General features: G+C 71.8%; 17 protein-coding genes. 8 read left to right on the forward strand and 9 right to left on the reverse strand.

Going from position 1 to position 20513, the window contains the following annotated elements; translation table 11 throughout:
- The 7 genes from AOK00_RS27360 to AOK00_RS27390 all read right to left on the reverse strand — a co-directional run.
- Positions 1-822 (reverse strand): hydroxyacid dehydrogenase (locus AOK00_RS27360; protein WP_055602930.1); only part of this gene is annotated, 822 nt, incomplete at its 3' end.
- 17 nt (positions 823-839) lie between these two features.
- A complete protein-coding gene (locus tag AOK00_RS27365) occupies positions 840-1697 on the reverse strand; it encodes a carbohydrate ABC transporter permease (RefSeq protein ID WP_055602931.1) in 858 nt (285 codons plus the stop codon).
- Positions 1694-2593, reverse strand: coding sequence for a carbohydrate ABC transporter permease (locus tag AOK00_RS27370; RefSeq protein WP_055602932.1), 900 nt, complete (start codon positions 2591-2593; stop codon positions 1694-1696). The genes AOK00_RS27365 and AOK00_RS27370 overlap by 4 nt, the downstream gene beginning before the upstream one ends.
- Before the next feature lie 4 nt (positions 2594-2597).
- On the reverse strand, positions 2598-3926 hold the full coding sequence (locus tag AOK00_RS27375) for an ABC transporter substrate-binding protein (protein WP_055602933.1): 1329 nt from the start codon (positions 3924-3926) through the stop codon (positions 2598-2600).
- A gap of 122 nt (positions 3927-4048) precedes the next feature.
- The gene (locus AOK00_RS27380; protein ID WP_055602934.1) at positions 4049-5146 is read right to left on the reverse strand and encodes a substrate-binding domain-containing protein; all 1098 of its coding nucleotides are present in this window, start codon (positions 5144-5146) and stop codon (positions 4049-4051) included.
- Between the two features lie 283 nt (positions 5147-5429).
- Complete coding sequence (locus tag AOK00_RS27385) at positions 5430-6203, reverse strand: SDR family NAD(P)-dependent oxidoreductase (protein ID WP_055602935.1); 774 nt, start codon at positions 6201-6203, stop codon at positions 5430-5432.
- A gap of 61 nt (positions 6204-6264) precedes the next feature.
- Positions 6265-6939, reverse strand: coding sequence for an MOSC domain-containing protein (locus AOK00_RS27390; protein ID WP_055602936.1), 675 nt, complete (start codon positions 6937-6939; stop codon positions 6265-6267).
- 81 nt (positions 6940-7020) lie between these two features.
- Between AOK00_RS27390 and AOK00_RS27395 the strand changes: the two genes are divergently transcribed.
- Positions 7021-7938: a LysR family transcriptional regulator gene (locus AOK00_RS27395; RefSeq protein ID WP_055602942.1), complete on the forward strand. Its 918-nt coding sequence runs from the start codon at positions 7021-7023 to the stop codon at positions 7936-7938.
- A 194-nt stretch (positions 7939-8132) separates the two neighbouring features.
- Here AOK00_RS27395 and AOK00_RS27400 read toward each other — a convergent pair whose 3' ends face one another.
- Positions 8133-8522 carry a WhiB family transcriptional regulator gene (locus tag AOK00_RS27400; protein ID WP_055602937.1) on the reverse strand — a complete coding sequence of 130 codons (390 nt, stop codon included), beginning with the start codon at positions 8520-8522 and terminating at the stop codon, positions 8133-8135.
- A 434-nt stretch (positions 8523-8956) separates the two neighbouring features.
- Between AOK00_RS27400 and AOK00_RS27405 the strand changes: the two genes are divergently transcribed.
- The 4 genes from AOK00_RS27405 (at position 8957) to AOK00_RS27420 (ending at position 13317) form a co-directional block, all read left to right on the forward strand.
- Positions 8957-9568, forward strand: a complete 612-nt coding sequence (locus AOK00_RS27405) for a response regulator transcription factor (RefSeq protein WP_003948568.1) — start codon at positions 8957-8959, stop codon at positions 9566-9568.
- Between the two features lie 243 nt (positions 9569-9811).
- Positions 9812-10414: a sigma-70 family RNA polymerase sigma factor gene (locus AOK00_RS27410; protein ID WP_030318557.1), complete on the forward strand. Its 603-nt coding sequence runs from the start codon at positions 9812-9814 to the stop codon at positions 10412-10414.
- A gap of 169 nt (positions 10415-10583) precedes the next feature.
- Entirely contained in the window at positions 10584-12086 is a 1503-nt protein-coding gene (gene guaB, locus AOK00_RS27415) for an IMP dehydrogenase (protein WP_030318555.1), read from the forward strand.
- Between the two features lie 106 nt (positions 12087-12192).
- Positions 12193-13317: a GuaB3 family IMP dehydrogenase-related protein gene (locus tag AOK00_RS27420; protein WP_055602938.1), complete on the forward strand. Its 1125-nt coding sequence runs from the start codon at positions 12193-12195 to the stop codon at positions 13315-13317.
- A gap of 119 nt (positions 13318-13436) precedes the next feature.
- Here AOK00_RS27420 and AOK00_RS27425 read toward each other — a convergent pair whose 3' ends face one another.
- Complete coding sequence (locus AOK00_RS27425; RefSeq protein ID WP_055602939.1) at positions 13437-14678, reverse strand: nucleotide sugar dehydrogenase; 1242 nt, start codon at positions 14676-14678, stop codon at positions 13437-13439.
- A 272-nt stretch (positions 14679-14950) separates the two neighbouring features.
- Here AOK00_RS27425 and AOK00_RS27430 point away from each other — a divergent pair, with 272 nt between their 5' ends.
- From AOK00_RS27430 to AOK00_RS40690, 3 genes are all read left to right on the forward strand, one after another.
- Complete coding sequence (locus AOK00_RS27430; RefSeq protein WP_055602940.1) at positions 14951-16657, forward strand: glycerol-3-phosphate dehydrogenase/oxidase; 1707 nt, start codon at positions 14951-14953, stop codon at positions 16655-16657.
- Between the two features lie 230 nt (positions 16658-16887).
- Complete coding sequence (locus AOK00_RS27435; RefSeq protein WP_055602941.1) at positions 16888-19347, forward strand: serine/threonine-protein kinase; 2460 nt, start codon at positions 16888-16890, stop codon at positions 19345-19347.
- A 159-nt stretch (positions 19348-19506) separates the two neighbouring features.
- On the forward strand, positions 19507-20513 hold a 1007-nt coding region (locus tag AOK00_RS40690), incomplete at its 3' end, for a protein kinase (protein WP_254047521.1).

Consider the following 20513-nt stretch of genomic DNA (forward strand, 5'->3'; position numbering starts at 1 on the left):
GTCCAGGGTCGCGTGGAGCCGGCCCGAGGTCAGGTGGGGGAGGAGGGCCCGCTCGTCGATCAGGGAGCCCCGGGAGGTGTTGATCAGGGTCGTTCCGTCGCGCATCGCCGCCAGTTGGGGTGCGCCGATCATGTGGACCGTGGACGGGAGCTGGGGGGCGTGGACCGAGACGACCGTGCTGCGGGCGCACATGTCGGCGAGGTCGGTCACCAGTTCCACGCCGGGGGGCGGGACGTCGACGTACGGGTCGTACAGGAGGATCTCGATGTCGAAGGGGCGCAGCAGGTCGATCACCCTGCGCCCGATCCGGGAGGCGCCCACGATGCCGACCGTGCGGCGGTAGTTGCCCCAGCCGGCGGACTCGGTGAGCCAGGCGTGGTCGGCGCGGAGTTCGGCGTACCGCTGGGCCGAGCCGAGGACCCGTTTCCCCGCGAAGAGGATCGCGGCGAGCGTGTACTCCGCCACCGGCAGCGCGTTGGCCGCGGCGGCCGAGGTGACGCGCAGGCCGCGGTCCCAGCAGTCCTCGGTGATGTGGTGCTTGACCGATCCGGCCGCGTGGACCACCGCACGCAGGCGCGGTGCGCGGTCCAGGACGTCGGCGGTCAGCGGGGTCGCTCCCCAGCAGGTGAGGAGGATCTCGGCCTCGGAGAGTGCGGTGGTGATCCGCGGGTCCCGGGACGTCAGGTCGTGGGCGACCAGGTGCGGGTCCGTGCGGGTGAGAGTGCCGAGGCGGGCGCGGTGGGTGTCCGTGAGGAGGCGTTCGGCTACGCCGTCGCCCATCGCGAGCAGCAGCGCGGGGCGGTTGTCGGTGGTCGGGTGCATCGTTGTACCTGAGCTCCTCACTTGACGCTGCCGGCCGTCAGACCGGCCTTCCAGTGGCGCTGGAGGGAGACGAAGGCGACGACGAGGGGGACGACGGCGAGCAGGGAGCCGGTGACGACGAGGGGGTAGAAGTCGGGTTCGGCGTGGGCGTTGCTGTTCCACGCGTACAGGCCGAGGCTCAGCGGGTAGAGCTTCTGGTCCGACAGCATCACCAGGGGGAGGAAGAAGTTGTTCCAGACGGCGGTGAACTGGAAGAGGAAGACGGTCACGAAGCCGGGCATCACCATGCGCAGACCGATGGACCAGAAGACGCGCAGTTCGCCCGCCCCGTCGATACGGGCTGCCTCCAGGGCCTCGTCGGGGATGTAGCCGGCGCAGAAGACCCGGGACAGGTAGACGCCGAAGGGGTTGACGAGCACGGGGACGAGGACGGCCCAGTAGGTGTTGACGACCCCGACCTCGCTGGCCAGGAGGTACATCGGCAGGGCGAGCGCGGTGGTGGGGACGAGCACTCCCAGGAGGACGAGGCCGAAGAGCTTCTCCTTGCCCCGGAAGTCGTAGACGTGGAAGGCGTATCCGGCGGCGACGCTGACGAACGAGCAGGCGAGGGCGCCGAGTCCGGCGTACAGCAGGCTGTTGGCGTACCAGTGGAAGTAGATGCCGTCGTTGTACTCGGCGAGCCGGGTGAGGTTGCCGCCCAGGTCGAAGCCCTCGAAGGAGAAGGCGTTTCCGGCGAGGAGACCGCCGGCGTCCTTGGTGGCGGCGGTCAGCAGCCAGACCAGCGGGAAGAGCATGTAGACGACGGCGAGGACGAGGGCGCCGTTGACGGCCGCCTTGGAGAGCCAGACGGAGCCGGTGCGGGGTCGGCCGTTCATGCCGTGCGCTCCTTCCCGGCCTTGCGGCGGCCCGTCATCCGCGTCACCGCGAACGACAGCAGCGCCGCCGTCAGGGCGAGGAGTACGGATGCCGCCGCGGCGAGTCCGTAGTCGTTGCGGTCGAAGGCCGCGGTGTAGGCGTACATGTTCGGCGTCCAGGTGGAGGTGACGGCGGAGCCCGTGCCCTTGTTGAGGATCAGCGGCTCGGTGAAGAGCTGGAGGGAGCCGATGATCGTGAAGAGGGCGACCATGGCGAGCGAGGCCTTGACGAGCGGGACCTTGACGGAGAAGGCGATGCGCCAGGCGCCGGCCCCGTCGACGGTGGCCGCTTCGAGGACGGAGCGGTCGATGGCCTGGAGGGCCGCGTAGAAGATGACCATGTTGTAGCCGAGCCACTCCCACAGCGCGATGTTGACGACGGAGGGCAGGGCGCCTTCGGGGGAGAAGAAGTCGAAGCCGATGCCTCCGGCCTCCATGGCCTGGACGACCGGGCTGAGCTGGGGTGTGTAGAGGTAGACCCAGATCAGCGCGGCGATGATGCCGGGGACGGCGTGCGGCAGGAAGAGCGCGAGCTGGAAGAAGCGGCGGGCGCGGGCGAGTGCCGAGTCGAGCAGGAGGGCGAGGCCGAGGGCCCCGGCGAGCAGCAGCGGGATGTAGAGCAGGCAGTAACCGAGCAGGACGCCGAAGCCCTCGCGGAAGGCCCGGTCACCCAGCGCCGCGGTGTAGTTGTCGAGGCCGGTGAAGACGGTCTCGGTGCCGCCGAAGCCCAGTCCGGACTGCTTCTCGGTGAAGAGGCTGAGCCAGACCGCGTATCCGATCGGCACCACCATCACCACGGTGAACAGCAGGAAGAAGGGGGTCAGCAGGATCGTGGCGGCGCGGGTGCGGGCCTTCATCCGGTCAGCCCTCGACCTTCAGGCCGCGCTTGGTGAGTTCGGCGACGGTGGCGTCGTGACCGGCCTTGACGGCGTCGGCGATGCCGGGGCCGTCCTGGGTGATCTTGCCGAAGTGGTCCTTGATGGTGGTGTTGGTGGTGCCGGTGGTCGGGCCCCAGGCCCAGTTCGGGCTGATGGAGGCGCCCGCGGCCTCGAAGAGGGCGTAGATGTCCTGGCCGCCGTAGTAGCTCGCGTCGAAGGCCTTCTTGGCGACGGGGCGCAGCGCGGTGGCGGCGGGGAAGGCGGAGGAGGTGCCGGAGGCGATCCGGGCCTTCACGCCGGCCTCGGTGGTGGACATCCACTCGGCGAAGGTGACGGCCGCGGCCCGCTGCTTGCTGTCCTTGGTCACGGCGAAGGAGGTGCCGCCGAGCATGCCGCTCGCGGGCTTGCCGTCCCAGCTGGGCATGGGGGCGACGCCCCACTTGCCGTCCTGCTCGGGCAGGGTGCCCTTGAGGACGCCCGCGCCCCAGGAGGCGCCGAGGTAGCCGATGGTGGTGCCGTTCTTGAGGGAGCCGGTCCACTCGGGGCTGAAGGAGGCGTTCTTGTGGACGAGCCCGGCGTCGAGGAGGCCCTGCCAGTAGCCGGCGACCTTGGTGGTGGCCGCGTCGGTGGTGTCGATCTTCCAGGTGTCGTTCTCGGCCTTGAACCACTGGGCGCCGGCCTGCCAGGCCATGGCCTCGAAGGTGGTCGGGTCGTCGGGGAAGAAGGTGGCGATACGGGCCTTGGCGTCGGCCTTCCGGACCTGCTCGGCGGCCTTCTTGAACTCGTCCCAGGTGGTGGGGACCTGGAGCTTGTACTTCGCGAAGAGGTCCTTGCGGTAGAAGAAGGCCTGCGGGGCGGCGTCGAAGGGGACGGCCCAGGACTTGCCGCCGAGGGTGGTGAGTTCGACGGTCTGCGGGAGCAGCTTGGCGCGGTCGGCCTCGGTGAACTCGCCGCCGATGTCCTGGAGGGCGCCGGAGCTCACGAACTCGGGGAGCGAGGAGTACTCGATGGAGACGAGGTCGGGGGCGTTGCCGGCCTTCACGGCGTTGGAGATCTTGGCGTAGCCGCCGGCGGTGCCGGAGGGGATCTCCTCGAACTTCACCTGGATGTCGGTGTGGGAGGCGTTGAAGGCGTCGACGACGTCCTTGGAGCCCTTGGCCCAGCCCCAGAAGGTGAGGGTGACGGGCCCGTTCGGCTTCTTCGCCGTGCTGTTCGCTGTGTCGTCACCGCTGCCGCCGCAGGCCGTGAGAACGGCGAGGGCGGTGGCGGTGCCGGCTATGACGCGGGACGTTCTGCTCCAACTACGGGTCACGGCACGACTCCTGAAGGGCGGCGGCGGGGAGGTTGTGGCCGTGATCCTGTGACCGTTCATGACCGAAGTCAAGAGCGAAAGATTGATTGATCGAAAAAAGATCAGATGTGGTCGGCCGGAACTCAGGCGGACGACGTCGTGCGCGCCCCGCACGAGTCCCGCACCCGCAGCCTCGGCAACAGCCCCAGATGGCGCCGCGCCGCGTCCGCGTCCGCGCCTTCCGTCAGCCGCTCCACCAGGAGTTCCGTGGCGTGCCGCCCCACCTGCCGCTTCGGCGGCGCGACCGCCGTCAGCGGGGTGTCGGCCAGCGCGGCGACCTCGTCGTCGTAGGCGATCAGGGCCAGGTCCTGCGGCACCCGGACGCCCAGCTCGGCGAGGCGCTGCACGATCTCGATCGCGTCCACGTCGTTGTGCACCAGGGCCGCGCTCGCCAGGCCGGACCCGACCGCCTCGTGCAGCGCGCGTACCGCCCGCTCGAAGCCCTCCGGATCCGCCTCCGCCGGCACGGAGTCGATGACCGGCCGGGGCTCCGCGAGGCCCAGGGTGCCCAGCGCCTCGGCGTACCCGGCACGGACCGCGAGCGCGGTCGGCGAGTCCCGGCGCGCCACGAGCAGCGGGGTCGCGTGGCCGAGGGCGAGCAGGTGGCGCAGGGCGAGCAGGACGCCGTGGGCGTGGTCGGAGGCGACCCGGTCGAGGCCGTCCAGGGGGCTGCCGGGTTCGGCCCTGCGCTCCAGGAGCACCGTCGGTACGGGGAGTTCGGCCAGCCAGTCCCCGTACGCGCGCCGATCCTCGGGTCCCCGCCAGCCCGGCGCGACGAGGACACCCTCGGCGCCGGCCGCGAGCAGCCCCTCGGTGCGGGCCCGGTCCTCCTCCGGCCGGTAGTCCGAGACGCGCAGGACGAGCCGGGCGCCGGCGCGGGCGGCCGCCTCGTGCGCACCGCGGATGACCTCGGCGAAGTAGTACGTGGCGGAGGGGGCGAGCAGGCCGAGGACCAGGCCCTCGCCGGTCCGTCCGCCGCCCGGGGCGCCCCGCCGCTCGGGCCAGGACACCTGGCCGTGCACCCGGTCGAGCAGGCCCCGGCCGGCCAGGAGTTCGACGTCCCGGCGGGCGGTCACGGGGGAGACCCCGAGCCGCTCGGCCAGTTCGGCGACGCGGGCGGTGCCGCGCTCGCGCACCAGGGCCAGCAGTCGGTCGTGTCGTTCGGCAGCACTCTCGCGCACGGCGCAGTTCCCCCTCGCGGTGGTGGTGGTTCCCCGACCTTAGATCACTCGCGGCCCCTGAATGATCGAACGGAAGAAATTTCGATCATTCGCTCCGAAGGCCCTTGACGTTCGATCGGAGCTTGTTCAGGATTCCCGGCGACGGAGTCGTCACGGCGGGGAACCCCCTGTGGCTTCCCTGTGGCTTCCCTGTGGGTTCCCGGGGGCTTCGCCGGGAACCTCGTCGCCGCGGCCGGCCGGCTCCTCCGGGACCCGACCTCGGCGCACGGGCCGGGTGAGCGGGCTACTTCGGCCCGTACTTCCTGCCCGCCTTGGAGGAGACCCCGCCGAGGAGCCCGCGCGGCGCCAGCTTCACCACACCCATGAGGGCCTTGTAGCGGGGGTCGGGGATCGAGAGCGACTTCCCCCGGTCCAGGTCCGCGAGCGCCGCCGTCACCAGCTTGTCCGCGTCGAGCCACATCCAGCCCGGGATGTTGTCCGTCCCCATCCCGGCCCGCTCGTGGAACTCGGTCCGTACGAAGCCGGGGCAGAGTGCCATCAGCCGCACGCCGCTGCCCGCCAGGTCCCGCGCCGCGCCCTGGGTGAACTGCACGACCCAGGCCTTCGACGCCCCGTACGTGCCGCGGGGCACGAAGGCCGCCACCGAGGCGACGTTGACCACGGAGCCCCGCCGGCGCTCCTTCATCGAGGCGGCGGCCGCCGAGGTCAGCCGCAGCACCGCCTCGCAGTGCACCGTGAGCATCTTCAGCTCGTCGGCCATGGACACCTCGAGGAAGCGGCCCTTGTTGCCGAAGCCGGCGTTGTTCACGAGCATGTCCACCGGCTGCTTCGGGTCCGAGAGCCGGGCCTCGACGGCCGCGATGCCCTTCTCCTCGGCGAGGTCCGCCGCGAGCACCTCGGCCTCGATGCCGTGGCGGTCGTGCAGCTCCGTCGCCTGCTCCCGGAGCCGCTTCACGTCCCTGGCCACGAGCACGACATCGTGGCCGTCCGCGGCGAGCCTCCGTGCGAAAGCGGCCCCGATGCCCGCGGTGGCGCCCGTAATCAGTGCAGTCGTCATACGGGCACGGTAGTGCCACGGCGGAGGCGTTCTTGTCCGCGTACCGCCGACCAGACGCGGGCTACGCGCGCGCGTACTTCTCCGCGTACTGGCGGGCGAGCGCGAGGAGTCCGGACTCCATCCACTCGGCGGCGACCAACGTGCCGGGGAGCAGGGCGCGTTCGGTGGTCGCGGCGCGGTGGAGCAGCGCGACGGTGATGTCGTGGTCGGGCCGGTGGACGACCGTGATCGGGTCGCCGGCGCGGATCTCGCCCGGAACGATCACCCGCAGCAGCGCGCCCGGACCGGCGTCGGACTGCGTGAACCGCTTGACCCAGCCCTTCTCCTCCAGGAAGCCCGCGAACGTACGGCAGGGGATGCGGCCGCCGGTGACCTCCAGGACGACCTCCTCGCCGATCCGCCAGCGCTCGCCGATCAGGGCGCCGTTCACGTCGAGGTCACCGGTCGTGAGGTTCTCGCCGAAGGAGCCGTTGGCGAGCGGACGGCCGAGCTCGCGCTCCCACCGGTCCAGGTCCTCGCGCGCGAAGGCGTACGCGGCCCGGTCGTCGCCGCCGTGGAAGCGCAGGTCGCACACCGTGTCCCCGGCGAGCCCGCTCCTTCCGACGCCGGGGGCTCCGGGCGCCTCGATCCGGACCGGCCCCTCGACGGGGCGCTTGTCGATGGCGGTCAGGCCGGACGCGGCCTCGGTGTAGTCCACGGCCTTGGCGCGGCCCACATTCACACTCAGCAAGGTCATGTGGGCACTTTACGGGCACCCGCCTCAAAGCTGAAGGCGGAAAAGTGGGACTTCACCCAAGATTCGCTTATGATGGAGCCCATGATCGAGGCTCGTCATCTCCGCGTCCTGCGCGCCGTCGCCGCCACCGGCTCCTTCTCGGCCGCCGCGCGCGAACTGGGCTGCACCCAGCCCGCCGTCAGCCAGCAGATGAAGGCCCTCGAAGGCTCCGCCGGTACGCCGCTGCTGATCCGGACGGGACGCGAGATGCGCCTCACCGAGGCCGGTGAGGTCCTGGTCCGCCACGCCTCCGGCATCCTCGCCGGGCTCACCGCCGCGGAGGAGGAGGTCGCCGCGATCGCCGGGCTCCGGGCCGGCCGGGTCCGGCTGGTCTCCTTCCCCAGCGGCAGCTCCACGCTCGTCCCCACCGCGCTCGCCGCGCTGCGGGCCGCGCACCCCGGCACCCGCGTCTCGCTCGTCGAGGCCGAACCGCCGCGCTCGATCGAGATGCTCCGCGAGGGCGACTGCGACGTGGCCCTCGCCTTCCGGTACGGCGGCGGGCGGGCCGGCCGGCAGGCCGACGGGCAGGCCGAGTGGGACGACCTGGTCGTCCGCCCGATCCTGGCCGACCGCCTGGTGGGCCTGGTCCCCGAGGGGCACCGGCTCGCCGGGGCGGGGTCCGTGGGCATGGCCGAACTGGCCGAGGAGTCCTGGATCGCGGGCTGCCCGCGCTGCCGCCGTCAGCTCGTGGACGTGTGCGAGGAGGCGGGCTTCACCCCCCGTATCGACTTCGCCACCGACGACTACCCGGCCGTGGTGGGGCTGGTCGGCGCCGGTCTCGGCGTGGCCGTCCTGCCGGAGCTGGCCATCGAGTCCGTACGGCCCAGGGGGGCGCGGACCGTGGCGGTCGAGCCCGCCGTGGAGCGGGAGATCGTGGCCCTGACGCTGCCCGACCTGGCGCAGGTACCGGCCGTCGCCGCCACGCTCGACGAACTGACCCGGGCCGCCACGCGCGCGTAGGGCGCGCCTCGCGCGCGTGGGCGCGGCTCCGGTTGTCGGTGCTCCAGCCCTTCGTGCTCCGGGTGTTGGTGCTCCGGCCGTTCGTGCTCGGGGTGTCGGTGTTCCGGCCGTTCGTGCTCGGGGTGTTGTGTTCCGGGTGTTTGTGCCCCGGGTGCTGGTGCTCAGGTTCGGTGCTTAGTTGAGGAAACGTTCCTTCACATGCGCTCCACAATCGGCCGGCCTGTTGCCGACGCCGATGTCGTCATGGATGTCGCGGAAGTCGTGGACGCGACCGACGCGGTCGTCGGCGCCGCCGTGATCAGGCGATTGCGCGCGCGTCCCATGAGCTCTTCGCGTTCGTCCTCGGTGAGGCCGCCCCATACGCCGTAGGGCTCCCGCACGGCGAGTGCGTGTGCCGCGCACTCCGCGCGTACCGGGCACCGCATGCAGACCTCTTTCGCCGAGTTCTCACGCGCACTCCGTGCCGCGCCGCGCTCTCCCTCGGGGTGGAAGAACAGGGAGCTGTCGACGCCGCGGCAGGCCGCGAGCAGTTGCCAGTCCCACAGATCGGCGTTGGGTCCGGGAAGGCGGGAGAAATCTGCCATTGCGCTTGTCCCCTTGAAACCGTGTCGAACGGATAGGTGGGCGGGTGGATGGCTGATGGCCGGGGCTCCTCGGGGCCCCGTTCGGTCCGGGTCGGTACACCTACTGTCTAAGTAGATGTAAATATGACTCATTGCGAATCTAGCCACAGACACTGCGAAAAGGGAAGAAATCCCGCTAAATGGGGCATAGCTTTCGATGAAGGACGAACCGTCCGCGTCGCTCCCCTCCGCGCGCAACCCCTCACGTAGAGTGCCGAAGGCTGCCGTCCGACCCGTAACTCTTTCGAGTGACCGTCGTTGAGAGTGCGGAGGCGGTTGAAGGAACAAGCGATCGGGCAGGTGTCCGAGAGCGTCAATCGCACAGGTGACGATTACGTACAGCCCTGGAGGCTCAAGGTGACGCGCTACAGCTGCGAGAGCCGCGGAGGTCAGGCATGACATCCGTTCTCGTCTGCGACGACTCCCCGCTTGCCCGAGAGGCGCTCCGCCGCGCGGTCGCGACCGTGCCCGGTGTCGAGCGCGTGACCACCGCGGCCAACGGCGAGGAAGTCCTCCGCCGCTGGGGCGCGGACCGCTCGGACCTGATTCTGATGGACGTACGCATGCCCGGTCTGGGCGGCGTGGAGACCGTCCGCCGGCTGCTCTCCGCGGACCCCGGCGCCCGCATCATCATGCTCACGGTCGCCGAGGACCTCGACGGCGTCGCCCTCGCGGTCGCCGCGGGTGCCCGCGGCTATCTGCACAAGGACGCCTCGCGCGCCGAACTGCGGGCCACCGTCACGCAGGCGCTGGCCGACCCGACCTGGCGGCTCGCCCCGCGCCGGCTCCGTTCGGCCGAGATGGGCGCCGCGCCCACCCTCACCGCGCGCGAGATCCAGGTCCTCGAGGGCATGAGCCACGGCCGGTCCAACGCCGAGATCGGGCGCGAGCTCTTCCTCTCCGAGGACACGGTCAAGACCCACGCCCGGCGGCTCTTCAAGAAGCTGGGAGCCTCGGACCGGGCGCACGCGGTCGCCCTCGGATTCCGCTGGGGCCTGGTCCGCTGAATCGCAGGTCACCGGCCATCTCCCCGTCCTCGCCCGCGTCCGTCGTGGGGTGGACGGGGCAGGCTTGTGTCACTTCCCCGCGCGATGCCGCATCCTTGAGATGTGGAGTTCCTCGGGGACGAGTCGATCGAGCGGGAGGGGAGGGCGCGGGAGATGAGTTCCGGCGCACCTGCTCATAACGCTTCGGTGCACAACTACGGACGCGGTGCCACGAACGCCGAGGCGTCGGGGCACCATGGAGCGATGCGCGACGACGAGACCGTGGGGTCCCCCATGCCTGCCGGGCAGGGGGAGATCGGTGCGCTCGTGCACCGCGCGGTCGAGGGCGACGCCCAGGCGACGCACGACCTGCTCGCGCGGGTGCACCCGCTCGCGCTGCGGTACTGCCGCACCCGTCTCAACCGGCTGCCGGGCGACGCCCGGCACTTCGTCGAGGACCTGGCCCAGGAGGTCTGTGTCGCCGTCCTGATGGCGCTGCCGCGCTACAAGGACACGGGCAGGCCCTTCGAGGCCTTCGTCTTCGCCATCGCCGGACACAAGGTCGCCGACCTCCAGCGTGCCGCCATGCGGCACCCGGGGTCCACGGCCGTCCCCTCCGACGAGATGCCCGAGCGGCCCGACGACTCCCTCGGCCCGGAGGAGCGCGCGCTCCTCAGTGACGACGCCGAGTGGGCCAAGAAGCTGCTCGCCAACCTCCCGGAGAACCAGCGCGAACTGCTCGTGCTCCGCGTCGCGGTCGGGCTGACCGCCGAGGAGACCGGGCAGATGCTCGGCATGTCCCCGGGGGCCGTCCGGGTCGCGCAGCACCGCGCGCTCAGCCGGCTCAGGGCGCTGGCCGAGCAGTAGCCAGGCGGGCGGCAGTGGCCAGCCAGTAAGACTCGCTGGGGCCAGTCGTCCCTTTCGTACACGTGCGAATGTCCAAAGCTTGCGGCTGATCTTGATCGTGGAATGAGACACCGCTTCAGCCCGTTAGCATGGACATCCGCACCGATCAAGGCCATTTGGGGAAGGTGTCATGACTGCAAACGTCGACGGAGTGCCCGAGAAATTCGCGACACTCGGGCTGACCTACGACGACGTGCTGCTGCTGCCGGGCGCGTCCGAGGTCCTCCCGAACGCGGTCGACACCTCGTCCCGCATCTCCCGCAACGTGCGCGTGAACATCCCGCTGCTCTCCGCGGCGATGGACAAGGTCACCGAGTCCCGCATGGCCATCGCCATGGCGCGGCAGGGCGGCGTGGGCGTGCTGCACCGCAACCTGTCCATCGAGGACCAGGTCAACCAGGTCGACCTCGTGAAGCGCTCAGAGTCCGGCATGGTGACCGACCCGATCACCGTGCACCCGGACGCGACGCTGGCCGAGGCCGACGCGCTCTGCGCCAAGTTCCGCATCAGCGGCGTCCCGGTCACCGACCCGGCCGGCAAGCTCCTCGGCATCGTCACCAACCGCGACATGGCGTTCGAGTCGGACCGCAGCCGCCAGGTGCGCGAGGTCATGACCCCGATGCCGCTGGTCACCGGCAAGGTCGGCATCTCCGGCGTGGACGCCATGGAGCTGCTCCGCCGCCACAAGATCGAGAAGCTGCCGCTGGTCGACGAGGCGGGCATCCTCAAGGGCCTCATCACGGTCAAGGACTTCGTCAAGGCGGAGAAGTACCCGCACGCCGCGAAGGACAAGGAAGGCCGCCTGCTCGTCGGCGCGGCCGTCGGCGCCAGCCCCGAGGCGCTGGAGCGCGCCCAGGGCCTCGCCGAGGCCGGTGTCGACTTCCTGATCGTCGACACCTCCCACGGTCACAACAGCAACGCCCTCAACTGGATGGCGAAGATCAAGTCCAGCGTCGGCGTCGACGTCATCGGCGGCAACGTCGCGACGCGCGACGGCGCGCAGGCCCTGATCGACGCCGGTGTCGACGGCGTCAAGGTAGGCGTCGGCCCCGGCTCCATCTGCACCACGCGTGTGGTCGCCGGCATCGGCGTCCCGCAGGTCACCGCCATCTACGAGGCGGCGCTCGCCGCCCGCGCCGCCGGCGTCCCGGTCATCGGCGACGGCGGTCTGCAGTACTCCGGAGACATCGGCAAGGCGCTCGCCGCCGGTGCCGACACGGTGATGCTGGGCAGCCTGCTCGCCGGGTGCGAGGAGTCCCCGGGCGAGCTGCAGTTCATCAACGGCAAGCAGTTCAAGTCGTACCGCGGCATGGGCTCGCTCGGCGCGATGCAGTCCCGGGGCCAGGGCCGGTCCTACTCCAAGGACCGCTACTTCCAGGCCGAGGTCGCCTCGGACGACAAGCTCGTGCCCGAGGGCATCGAGGGCCAGGTGCCCTACCGCGGCCCCCTGGCCAACGTCCTGCACCAGCTCGTCGGCGGTCTGCGCCAGACCATGGGCTACGTGGGCGCGGCCACCATCGAGGAGATGGAGTCGAAGGGCCGCTTCGTCCGGATCACCTCCGCGGGCCTCAAGGAGAGCCACCCGCACGACATCCAGATGACGGTCGAGGCGCCGAACTACAGCAGGAAGTAACACAGCGCGACGCGTGGGGGCGGTTCCGGCATGTGGCCGGAGCCGCCCCTCACGCTTGTGTCGGGGATACTGGTAGGCGCAGACGTAGAGGGAAAGGCCACACATCGTGACTGAGATCGAGATCGGGCGCGGCAAGCGCGGCCGCAGGGCGTACGCGTTCGACGACATCGCCGTCGTTCCGAGCCGGCGCACCCGGGACCCGAAGGAGGTCTCGATCGCCTGGCAGATCGACGCCTACCGCTTCGAGCTCCCCTTCCTGGCCGCCCCCATGGACTCGGTCGTGTCGCCGCAGACCGCGATCCGCATCGGTGAGCTGGGCGGCCTCGGCGTACTGAACCTGGAGGGTCTCTGGACCCGGTACGAGGACCCGCAGCCGCTGCTCGACGAGATCGCCGAGCTGGACGAGGCGACCGCGACCCGCCGTCTGCAGGAGATCTACGCGGCCCCGATCAAGGAAGAGCTGATCGGGCAGCGCATCAAGGAGGTGCGCGACTCCGGTGTCGTCACCGCCGCCGCGCTCTCCCCGCAGCGGACCGCGCAGTTCTCCAAGGCCGTCGTCGACGCCGGCGTGGACATCTTCGTCATCCGCGGCACCACGGTCTCCGCCGAGCACGTGTCGGGCGCGTCCGAGCCGCTGAACCTGAAGCAGTTCATCTACGAGCTCGACGTCCCGGTCATCGTCGGCGGCTGCGCCACGTACACCGCGGCCCTGCACCTGATGCGCACCGGCGCCGCGGGTGTCCTCGTCGGCTTCGGTGGCGGCGCGGCGCACACCACGCGCAACGTGCTCGGCATCCAGGTCCCGATGGCGACCGCGGTCGCCGACGTGGCCGCGGCCCGCCGCGACTACATGGACGAGTCCGGCGGCCGGTACGTGCACGTCATCGCCGACGGCGGGGTCGGCTGGTCCGGCGACCTGCCGAAGGCGATCGCCTGCGGCGCCGACGCGGTCATGATCGGCTCCCCGCTGGCCCGCGCCACGGACGCGCCCGGCAAGGGCCACCACTGGGGCATGGAGGCCGTCCACGAGGACGTGCCGCGCGGCAAGCTGGTCGACCTGGGCATCGTCGGCACCACCGAGGAGATCCTCGCGGGCCCGTCGCACATCCCGGACGGCTCGATGAACTTCTTCGGCGCCCTGCGCCGCGCGATGGCCACCACGGGCTACAGCGAGCTCAAGGAGTTCCAGCGCGTCGAGGTCACGGTCGCGGACTCGCAGCACAAGCGCTGACGTCTGTTCTCGTACGGGAGGGGCCCCGCACCGGGTGGTGCGGGGCCCCTCCCGTACGTACGACGGTGACGAGGCCCCCTATGCAGGGGCACAGCAGTTTCGGTCGGTGACCGTGCAGGTCAGAGACGGTGGGCCGTGCCCGTGGGCGTGGCGCCGCGGGTGTCGAGGAGGAGCTGGGCCTTCACCGCGAGCCCCTGGAGGTCGTACGTGCGGTGGTGCTGGAGGAGGACCGTCAGGTCGGCGTGGGCGGCGGCCTCGTAGAGGGAGTCCGCGCGGGGCACGGGAAGCTCGCGGACGCGCCAGTCGGGGACGTGCGGGTCGTGATAGCTGACGGCCGCGCCCAGGTCCATCAGACGGCGGGCGATCTCGTCGGCGGGGGAGCCCTGACGGTCCGGCAGGTCGGGCTTGTACGTGATGCCGAGCAGCAGGACCCGGGCGCCGCGGGCCGACTTGCCGTGCTCGTTGAGCAGGGTGGCGGCGCGCTGGACGACGTACTGCGGCATGCGCTCGTTGACCTGGCCCGCGAGCTCGACGAGGCGGAGCGGGCGGTGGGCGCCGACGGTGTCGACGGGGACGCCGTGGCCGCCCACCCCGGGTCCCGGGCGGAAGGCCTGGAAGCCGAAGGGCTTGGTCTCGGCGCAGCGGATGACGTCCCACAGGTCGACGCCGAGTTCGTGGCAGAGCACCGCCATCTCGTTGACGAGGGCGATGTTGACGTGCCGGAAGTTGGTCTCCAGGAGCTTGACCGTCTCGGCCTCGCGGGGGCCACGCGCGCGTACCACCTTGTCGGTGAGCCGGCCGTAGAAGGCGGCCGCCGCCTCGGTGCAGGCCGGGGTGAGGCCGCCGATGACCTTGGGGGTGCCGGCGAAGCCGTGCGTACGGCTGCCGGGGTCGAGGCGGCCGGGGGAGTACGCGAGGTGGAAGTCGCGTCCGGCACGCAGGCCGGAGCCCTCTTCGAGGAGGCCCCGGAGGACGCCCTCGGTGGTGCCCGGGGGAACCGGGGATTCGAGGAGGACGGTGGTGTGCGGGCGCAGCCGGGCGGCGAGCGCGCGGGCCGCGTCGGTGACGGCGCCGAGGTCGAGGGTGTGGTCGGGGCCCAGGGGGGTCGGGGCGCAGAGGACGGCGGTCCGGACCCGGCCGAGTTCGGCGGGGTTGGCGGTCGGGCGGAAGCCCCCCGAGAGCATCCGGCGGATCTCCGGGACGGTGAGGGAGCCGTCGACCGGGGAGCGGCCGGCGGCGAGTTCGGCGACGGCGTGGGGATCGGTGTCGTAGCCGATGGTGTCGATGCCTGCGGCGGCGGCGGCCTGGGCCAGGGGGAGTCCGTGGTGGCCGAGGCCGATGACGGCGAGATCAGCGGGCATGGGGGGTGGGCCGTCCTTCCCGATAGCCGGAGGGAACGCGACGCGCAAGCCCGGTGGACAGAACGGGTCGAGCGCAATGTCAGACTAGGCGTAAATATGACCGATATGCCGCATTGTGGGGCCGAAGGTCGCCGAGTGTTATCCACAGGTCGGTGGCGAGGCGGTGGCTGAAGTCGCCGGGGAGGGACAGAATCGAGCTGTGAGCCGGACCACATGGCCCGGTTCGCGTGCTGGAACGACGGGGAACCACGGGGGACGACGGGAGGCAAGCCGTGAGGACAGCGACACTGGGACCCGCCGAGCGCGCCGAGGCGCTCGCGGCCATGGCCGAGCGCGAGCTGGACATGCTGGTGGTCGGCGCCGGAGTGGTCGGCGCCGGGACGGCCCTCGACGCCGTCACGAGAGGGCTCGCCACCGGCATCGTCGAGGCCCGCGACTGGGCCTCCGGCACCTCCAGCCGGTCCAGCAAGCTCATCCACGGCGGCCTGCGCTACCTGGAGATGCTGGACTTCGCCCTGGTCCGGGAGGCCCTCAAGGAGCGCGGACTGCTCCTGGAGCGGCTCGCACCCCACCTGGTGAAGCCGGTCCCCTTCCTCTACCCGCTCCGGCACAAGGGCTGGGAGCGGTTCTACGCGGGCTCCGGCGTCGCGCTGTACGACGCGATGTCCCTCTCCTCCGGGCACGGCCGCGGCCTGTCCGTCCACCGGCACCTCTCCCGGCGGGGCGCGCTGCGCGTCGCCCCCTGCCTCAAGAAGGACGCGCTCGTCGGCGCCCTCCAGTACTACGACGCCCAGATGGACGACGCCCGCTTCGTCACCACCCTCGTGCGCACCGCCGCGTCCTACGGCGCCCTGGCCGCCAGCCGGGCCCGCGTCATCGGCTTCCTGCGCGAGGGCGCGCGGGTCGTCGGCGCTCGCGTCCAGGACGTCGAGGCCGGCGTGGAGTACGAGATCCGGGCCAAGCAGGTCGTCAACGCCACCGGGGTGTGGACCGACGACACCCAGGCCCTCGTCGGCGAGCGCGGCCAGTTCCACGTCCGCGCCTCCAAGGGCATCCACCTCGTCGTCCCCAAGGACCGCATCCACTCGTCCACCGGACTGATCCTGCGCACCGAGAAGTCCGTGCTCTTCGTGATCCCCTGGGGCCGGCACTGGATCGTCGGCACCACCGACACCGAATGGGACCTCGACAAGGCCCACCCCGCCGCGTCCAGCGCCGACATCGACTACCTCCTGGAGCATGTGAACACCGTGCTCGCCACGCCGCTCACCCGGGACGACGTCGAAGGGGTCTACGCGGGCCTGCGCCCCCTGCTCGCCGGCGAGTCGGACGCCACGAGCAAGCTCTCCCGCGAGCACACCGTCGCCCACCCGGTGCCCGGCCTGGTCGTGGTGGCCGGCGGCAAGTACACGACGTACCGCGTCATGGCCAAGGACGCCGTCGACGAGGCCGTGCACGCCCTCGACCAGCGGGTCGCTGCCTGCGTCACCGAGGACATCCCGCTGCTCGGGGCCGAGGGCTACCGGGCCCTGTGGAACGCGCGGGCCAGGATCGCCGCGCGCACCGGCCTCCATGTCGTCCGGGTCGAGCATCTCCTCAACCGGTACGGCTCCCTGACGGAGCAGATCCTCGACCTCATCGCCGAGGACCCCACTCTCGCCCGACCCCTCCCGGCCGCCGACGACTACCTGCGCGCCGAGATCGTCTACGCCGCCTCCCACGAGGGCGCCCGGCATCTCGACGACGTCCTCACCCGGCGGACCAGAATCTCCATCGAGACCTTCGACCGGGGCACGCTCAGCGCCCGCGAGTGCGCGGAACTGATGGCGCCGGTCCTCGGCTGGGACGCGCGCCAGATCGAGAAGGAGATCGAGCACTACGAGAAGCGGGTCGAGGCCGAGCGGGAGTCGCAGCGGCAGCCCGACGACCTGACGGCGGACGCCGCCCGGCTCGGGGCGCCGGACATCGTGCCGATCTGACGGAGGGTCCGGGACGCGCGGGTGCCCCGCGGGCCCGTGGAGGAACGACCGGGTCGCCCGCGGCGGGTGGGAACCTGGAGGGTGTGCGGGGGCGTCGTCATCCCGGAGTACGGACCCGGGGACGTCACCCGTCCTGAGGTGAGGGACAATGGCCTCTCTTCCAGGGCGGGTTACCGCATCGCGCGGGAAGCGGCAGACGCGGCGAAGATCAGGGATCGCAGAGGGGACGCATGTCGGAGGCGGAGCAGTCGCGGGACACGGCGAAGGACCCCGGGCGTGACGCCGCCGCGGGGGCCGCGACCGACGGCGACCGAGGAGTGGTCCCGGCCGCGCGTGAGCCGGAGCGGGACGACGCGAAGGACACACAGCACGCGAAGAACGCGCAGGTCGAGCGGGGTGCGGAGGAAGCCGGGGCACCGGCGGCGCCCTCCGCGGCGCCCGCGGACTCCGCGGTTCCGGCGGACCTGGTGAAGCCCGGGAGGTCCGCGGAACCGGCGGGTCCGGTGGCTTCGGCTGGTGCGGAGGACTCGGGTGCCGGAGACGCGAAGGGCTCGACGGCCGGGGACGTGAAGGACGTTCAGGACGCCTCGGGCGGTTCGGGCGTGAAGGACGTTCAGGGCGCGTCAGGCGGGCGGCTGCGGGGGACCGAGCCGTCGACCGGGCGGGCCGGGTTCGGCGCGGGCGACGGCGACGGCGAGAGCGACCGCCCCCCGGCGCGTGGTTCCGCGCGCGGCACCGGTGGCGACAGGGGGCGCAAGACCCCGGTCAACGAGGGCCGGCTCCTCGCCGGCCGCTACCGGCTCGGCGGGGTACTCGGCCGCGGCGGCATGGGCACCGTGTGGCGTGCGGTCGACGAGACCCTCGGCCGGACCGTCGCCGTCAAGGAACTCCGCTTCCCCACCAGCATCGACGACGACGAGAAGCGCCGTCTCATCACCCGGACCCTGCGCGAGGCGAAGGCCATCGCCCGGATCCGCAACAACGGCGCCGTGACCGTCTACGACGTCGTCGACGAGGACGACCGTCCGTGGATCGTCATGGAGCTCATCGAGGGCAAGTCCCTCGCGGACGCCATCCGCGAGGACGGCACGCTCACCCCCCGGCGCGCCGCCGAGGTCGGCCTCGCCATCCTCGACGTGCTGCGCTCGGCGCACCGCGAGGGCATCCTGCACCGCGACGTGAAGCCGTCCAACGTGCTGATCGCCGAGGACGGCCGGGTCGTCCTCACCGACTTCGGCATCGCCCAGGTCGAGGGCGACCCCTCGATCACCTCCACCGGCATGCTCGTCGGCGCCCCTTCGTACATCTCGCCCGAGCGCGCCCGGGGCCACAAGCCCGGCCCCGCCGCCGACATGTGGTCCCTCGGCGGACTCATCTACGCGGCGGTCGAGGGCAGCCCGCCGTACGACAAGGGTTCCGCCATCGCCACCCTCACGGCGGTGATGACCGAGCCCGTCGACCCGCCGAAGAACGCTGGACCCGAGCTGGAGAAGGTCATCTACGGCCTCCTCGCCAAGGACCCGGCCCAGCGCCTCGACGACGCCCGCGCGCGGGTCCTGCTCCTCGCCGTGCTCGACGCGCCCGACCCGGCGCCCCCGGTCTCCCCCGAGGTCACCAGGGTCGTACCGCTGCCGCCGCGCCCCGACCAGCCCCCGGTGGCCCCGGCGGCCGACCGGAGCCAGGCGCCCGACGCGTCCGCCGACCGGATGAGGGGTGCGCTGAAGTCCGTACGGAACGCGGCGGCCTCCGTGAAGGCCGAGCCGAAGGCGCCGACGGCGCCGACCGCCAGGACGGCGGCGGGGGCCGCCTCCGCGACGCGGCAGGGCGGTGGCAGACCGACTCCGGCCCGTGCGTCGCTGACCGACGTCGTACCGCGCCGCACGCTGGTGATCATCGCCGCGGTCGCCGTGCTCGCCCTGCTCGGGACGATCCTCGCGGTCTCCCTCAAGGGAGGCGACGAGGGCAACCAGGGCAAGGGCAGCGGGGGCACCACGGCCTCGGCCGGCGCCTCCGCCGGTGATGACGGCTCCGGTGGATCGGACGGCGGCAAGGGCCAGTCGCCCGGCGGCCCCGGCCAGCAGGGCGGCGCGCAGCCCGGCGACACCGGCTCGAACGGGTCGACGGGCGGCAACGGCACGACGGGCTCCACGGGCTCCACGGACGGGTCCGGCGGGTCGAACGGCACCGGCACCACGCCGACCGGCAAGCCCGGCGGCGGCACGGGCGCGCAGCTGCCCGCGGGCTACACCCTCGTCACCAACGACCGCTTCCACTTCTCCATGGCGATGCCCGCCACGTTCAAGCTCCGCTCGATACCGGGCTACAGCGGTGGCGGGATCTTCAGCGAGAGCGGCGGCTTCCCGCGCATCCAGGTCGACTTCAACTCCAGCCCGAAGGACGACGCGGCGGCCGCCTGGGAGCTCGGCAAGATCGGCGTGGCCGCCACCAGCAAGAACTACAAGCACTTCGGCATCCGGACGGTCTCCTACAAGGGCTATCCGACCGTCGCGGACTGGGAGTTCGAGCGCACCCAGCAGGGCATGCGCGTCCATGTGCTCAACCGCGGCTTCAAGGTGGACGCCAAGCACGGCTACTCCATCATGATCAGCTGCAAGGCGGAGGAGTGGAACGGCGCGGAGTGCAAGACGCTGCGCGACACGGCGTTCGCCACGTTCAGCCCCAAGGACTGACCGACGGCACGTATCGTGAGAGTTCGAGGACCGTACGCAGCCGAACAGAGCCGATAACTGCACGGTGCCGGACCGGAATTGTCGGACTCGCGTGATCCCGCCCGATCCCGAGGGGTCCGCGGGTCCACGGGGGACAGCGTGCGCGCGTGGGGAGGCGTCGTGGACGACTACGCGGGAAGGGTGCTCGCGGACCGCTACCGCCTGCCGCTGCCGCCGGCGGACGCGGACGCGGACACGGACGCGTACGACCCGGCCGGGACGCGTGCCTTCGACACGTTCAGCGGGCAGGAGGTCCTGGTCCGCCAGGTACCGCTGCCGGAGTTCGTCGACGCCGAGGTGCTCGACGGGGAGGGCGGCCCGGCCGGTCCCTACGGTGCGGCGGGGCGGGCGACCCGCCGCCCGGCCGAGCCCGTCGTCCGCCGGGCCATCGAGGCGGCCCAGGCCGCCGCGCAGATCCCCGACCACCCCCTGCTCGACCAGGTCTTCGACGTCTTCGCCGAGGCCGGTTCGCTCTGGATAGTGAGCGAACGCATCGCGGCCCGGCCGCTGGCCGCGCTCCTCGCCGAGCGGCCGCTCAACCCCTACCGCGCGGCCGAGATCGGCGCCGACGTCCTCACCGCGCTGCGCGCGCTCCACGCCCACGGGTGGGTGCACCGGAACATCACGGCCCGGACCGTGCTCGTCTGCGACGACGGCCGGGTGGTCCTCACGGGCCTCGCGGTGGGCGCCGCGGAGGAGGCGCTCTGCGGGTACGCGCCCGTGCCGGAATCGGATCCGGAGGCGACGGCGTGGCAGGCGCCTGTGGAGGAGTACGGCTCCGAGCTGTACGAGGCGGAGGTCTACGAGGAGAGCGACGGGCACGTTCCGTACGGGACGGACGAGTTCGAGGAGCCGACCGAGGATCCGGCGGAGGATCCGGCCGAGGAACTGGTCGATGAGCTGCTCTACGGGACGGCCGAGGAGCCGGAAGAGCAGCCGGGGCCGGACCGTGGCTACGGGTACGGACACAGCCACGACCACGGCGTCGAGGTGTATGTCGCCGAATCCGCCCCGTACGTCGCCGAGCCGGACCCGTACGTTCCCGAGTCCGACCCGTACGTCCATGAGCCCGACCCGCACGACCCCGAGCCCGACCCGTACGACCCCGAGCCCGACCCGTACGACCC

The organism is Streptomyces aureus (genome assembly GCF_001418135.1).
GTDB classification, from domain to species: domain Bacteria; phylum Actinomycetota; class Actinomycetes; order Streptomycetales; family Streptomycetaceae; genus Streptomyces; species Streptomyces aureus_A.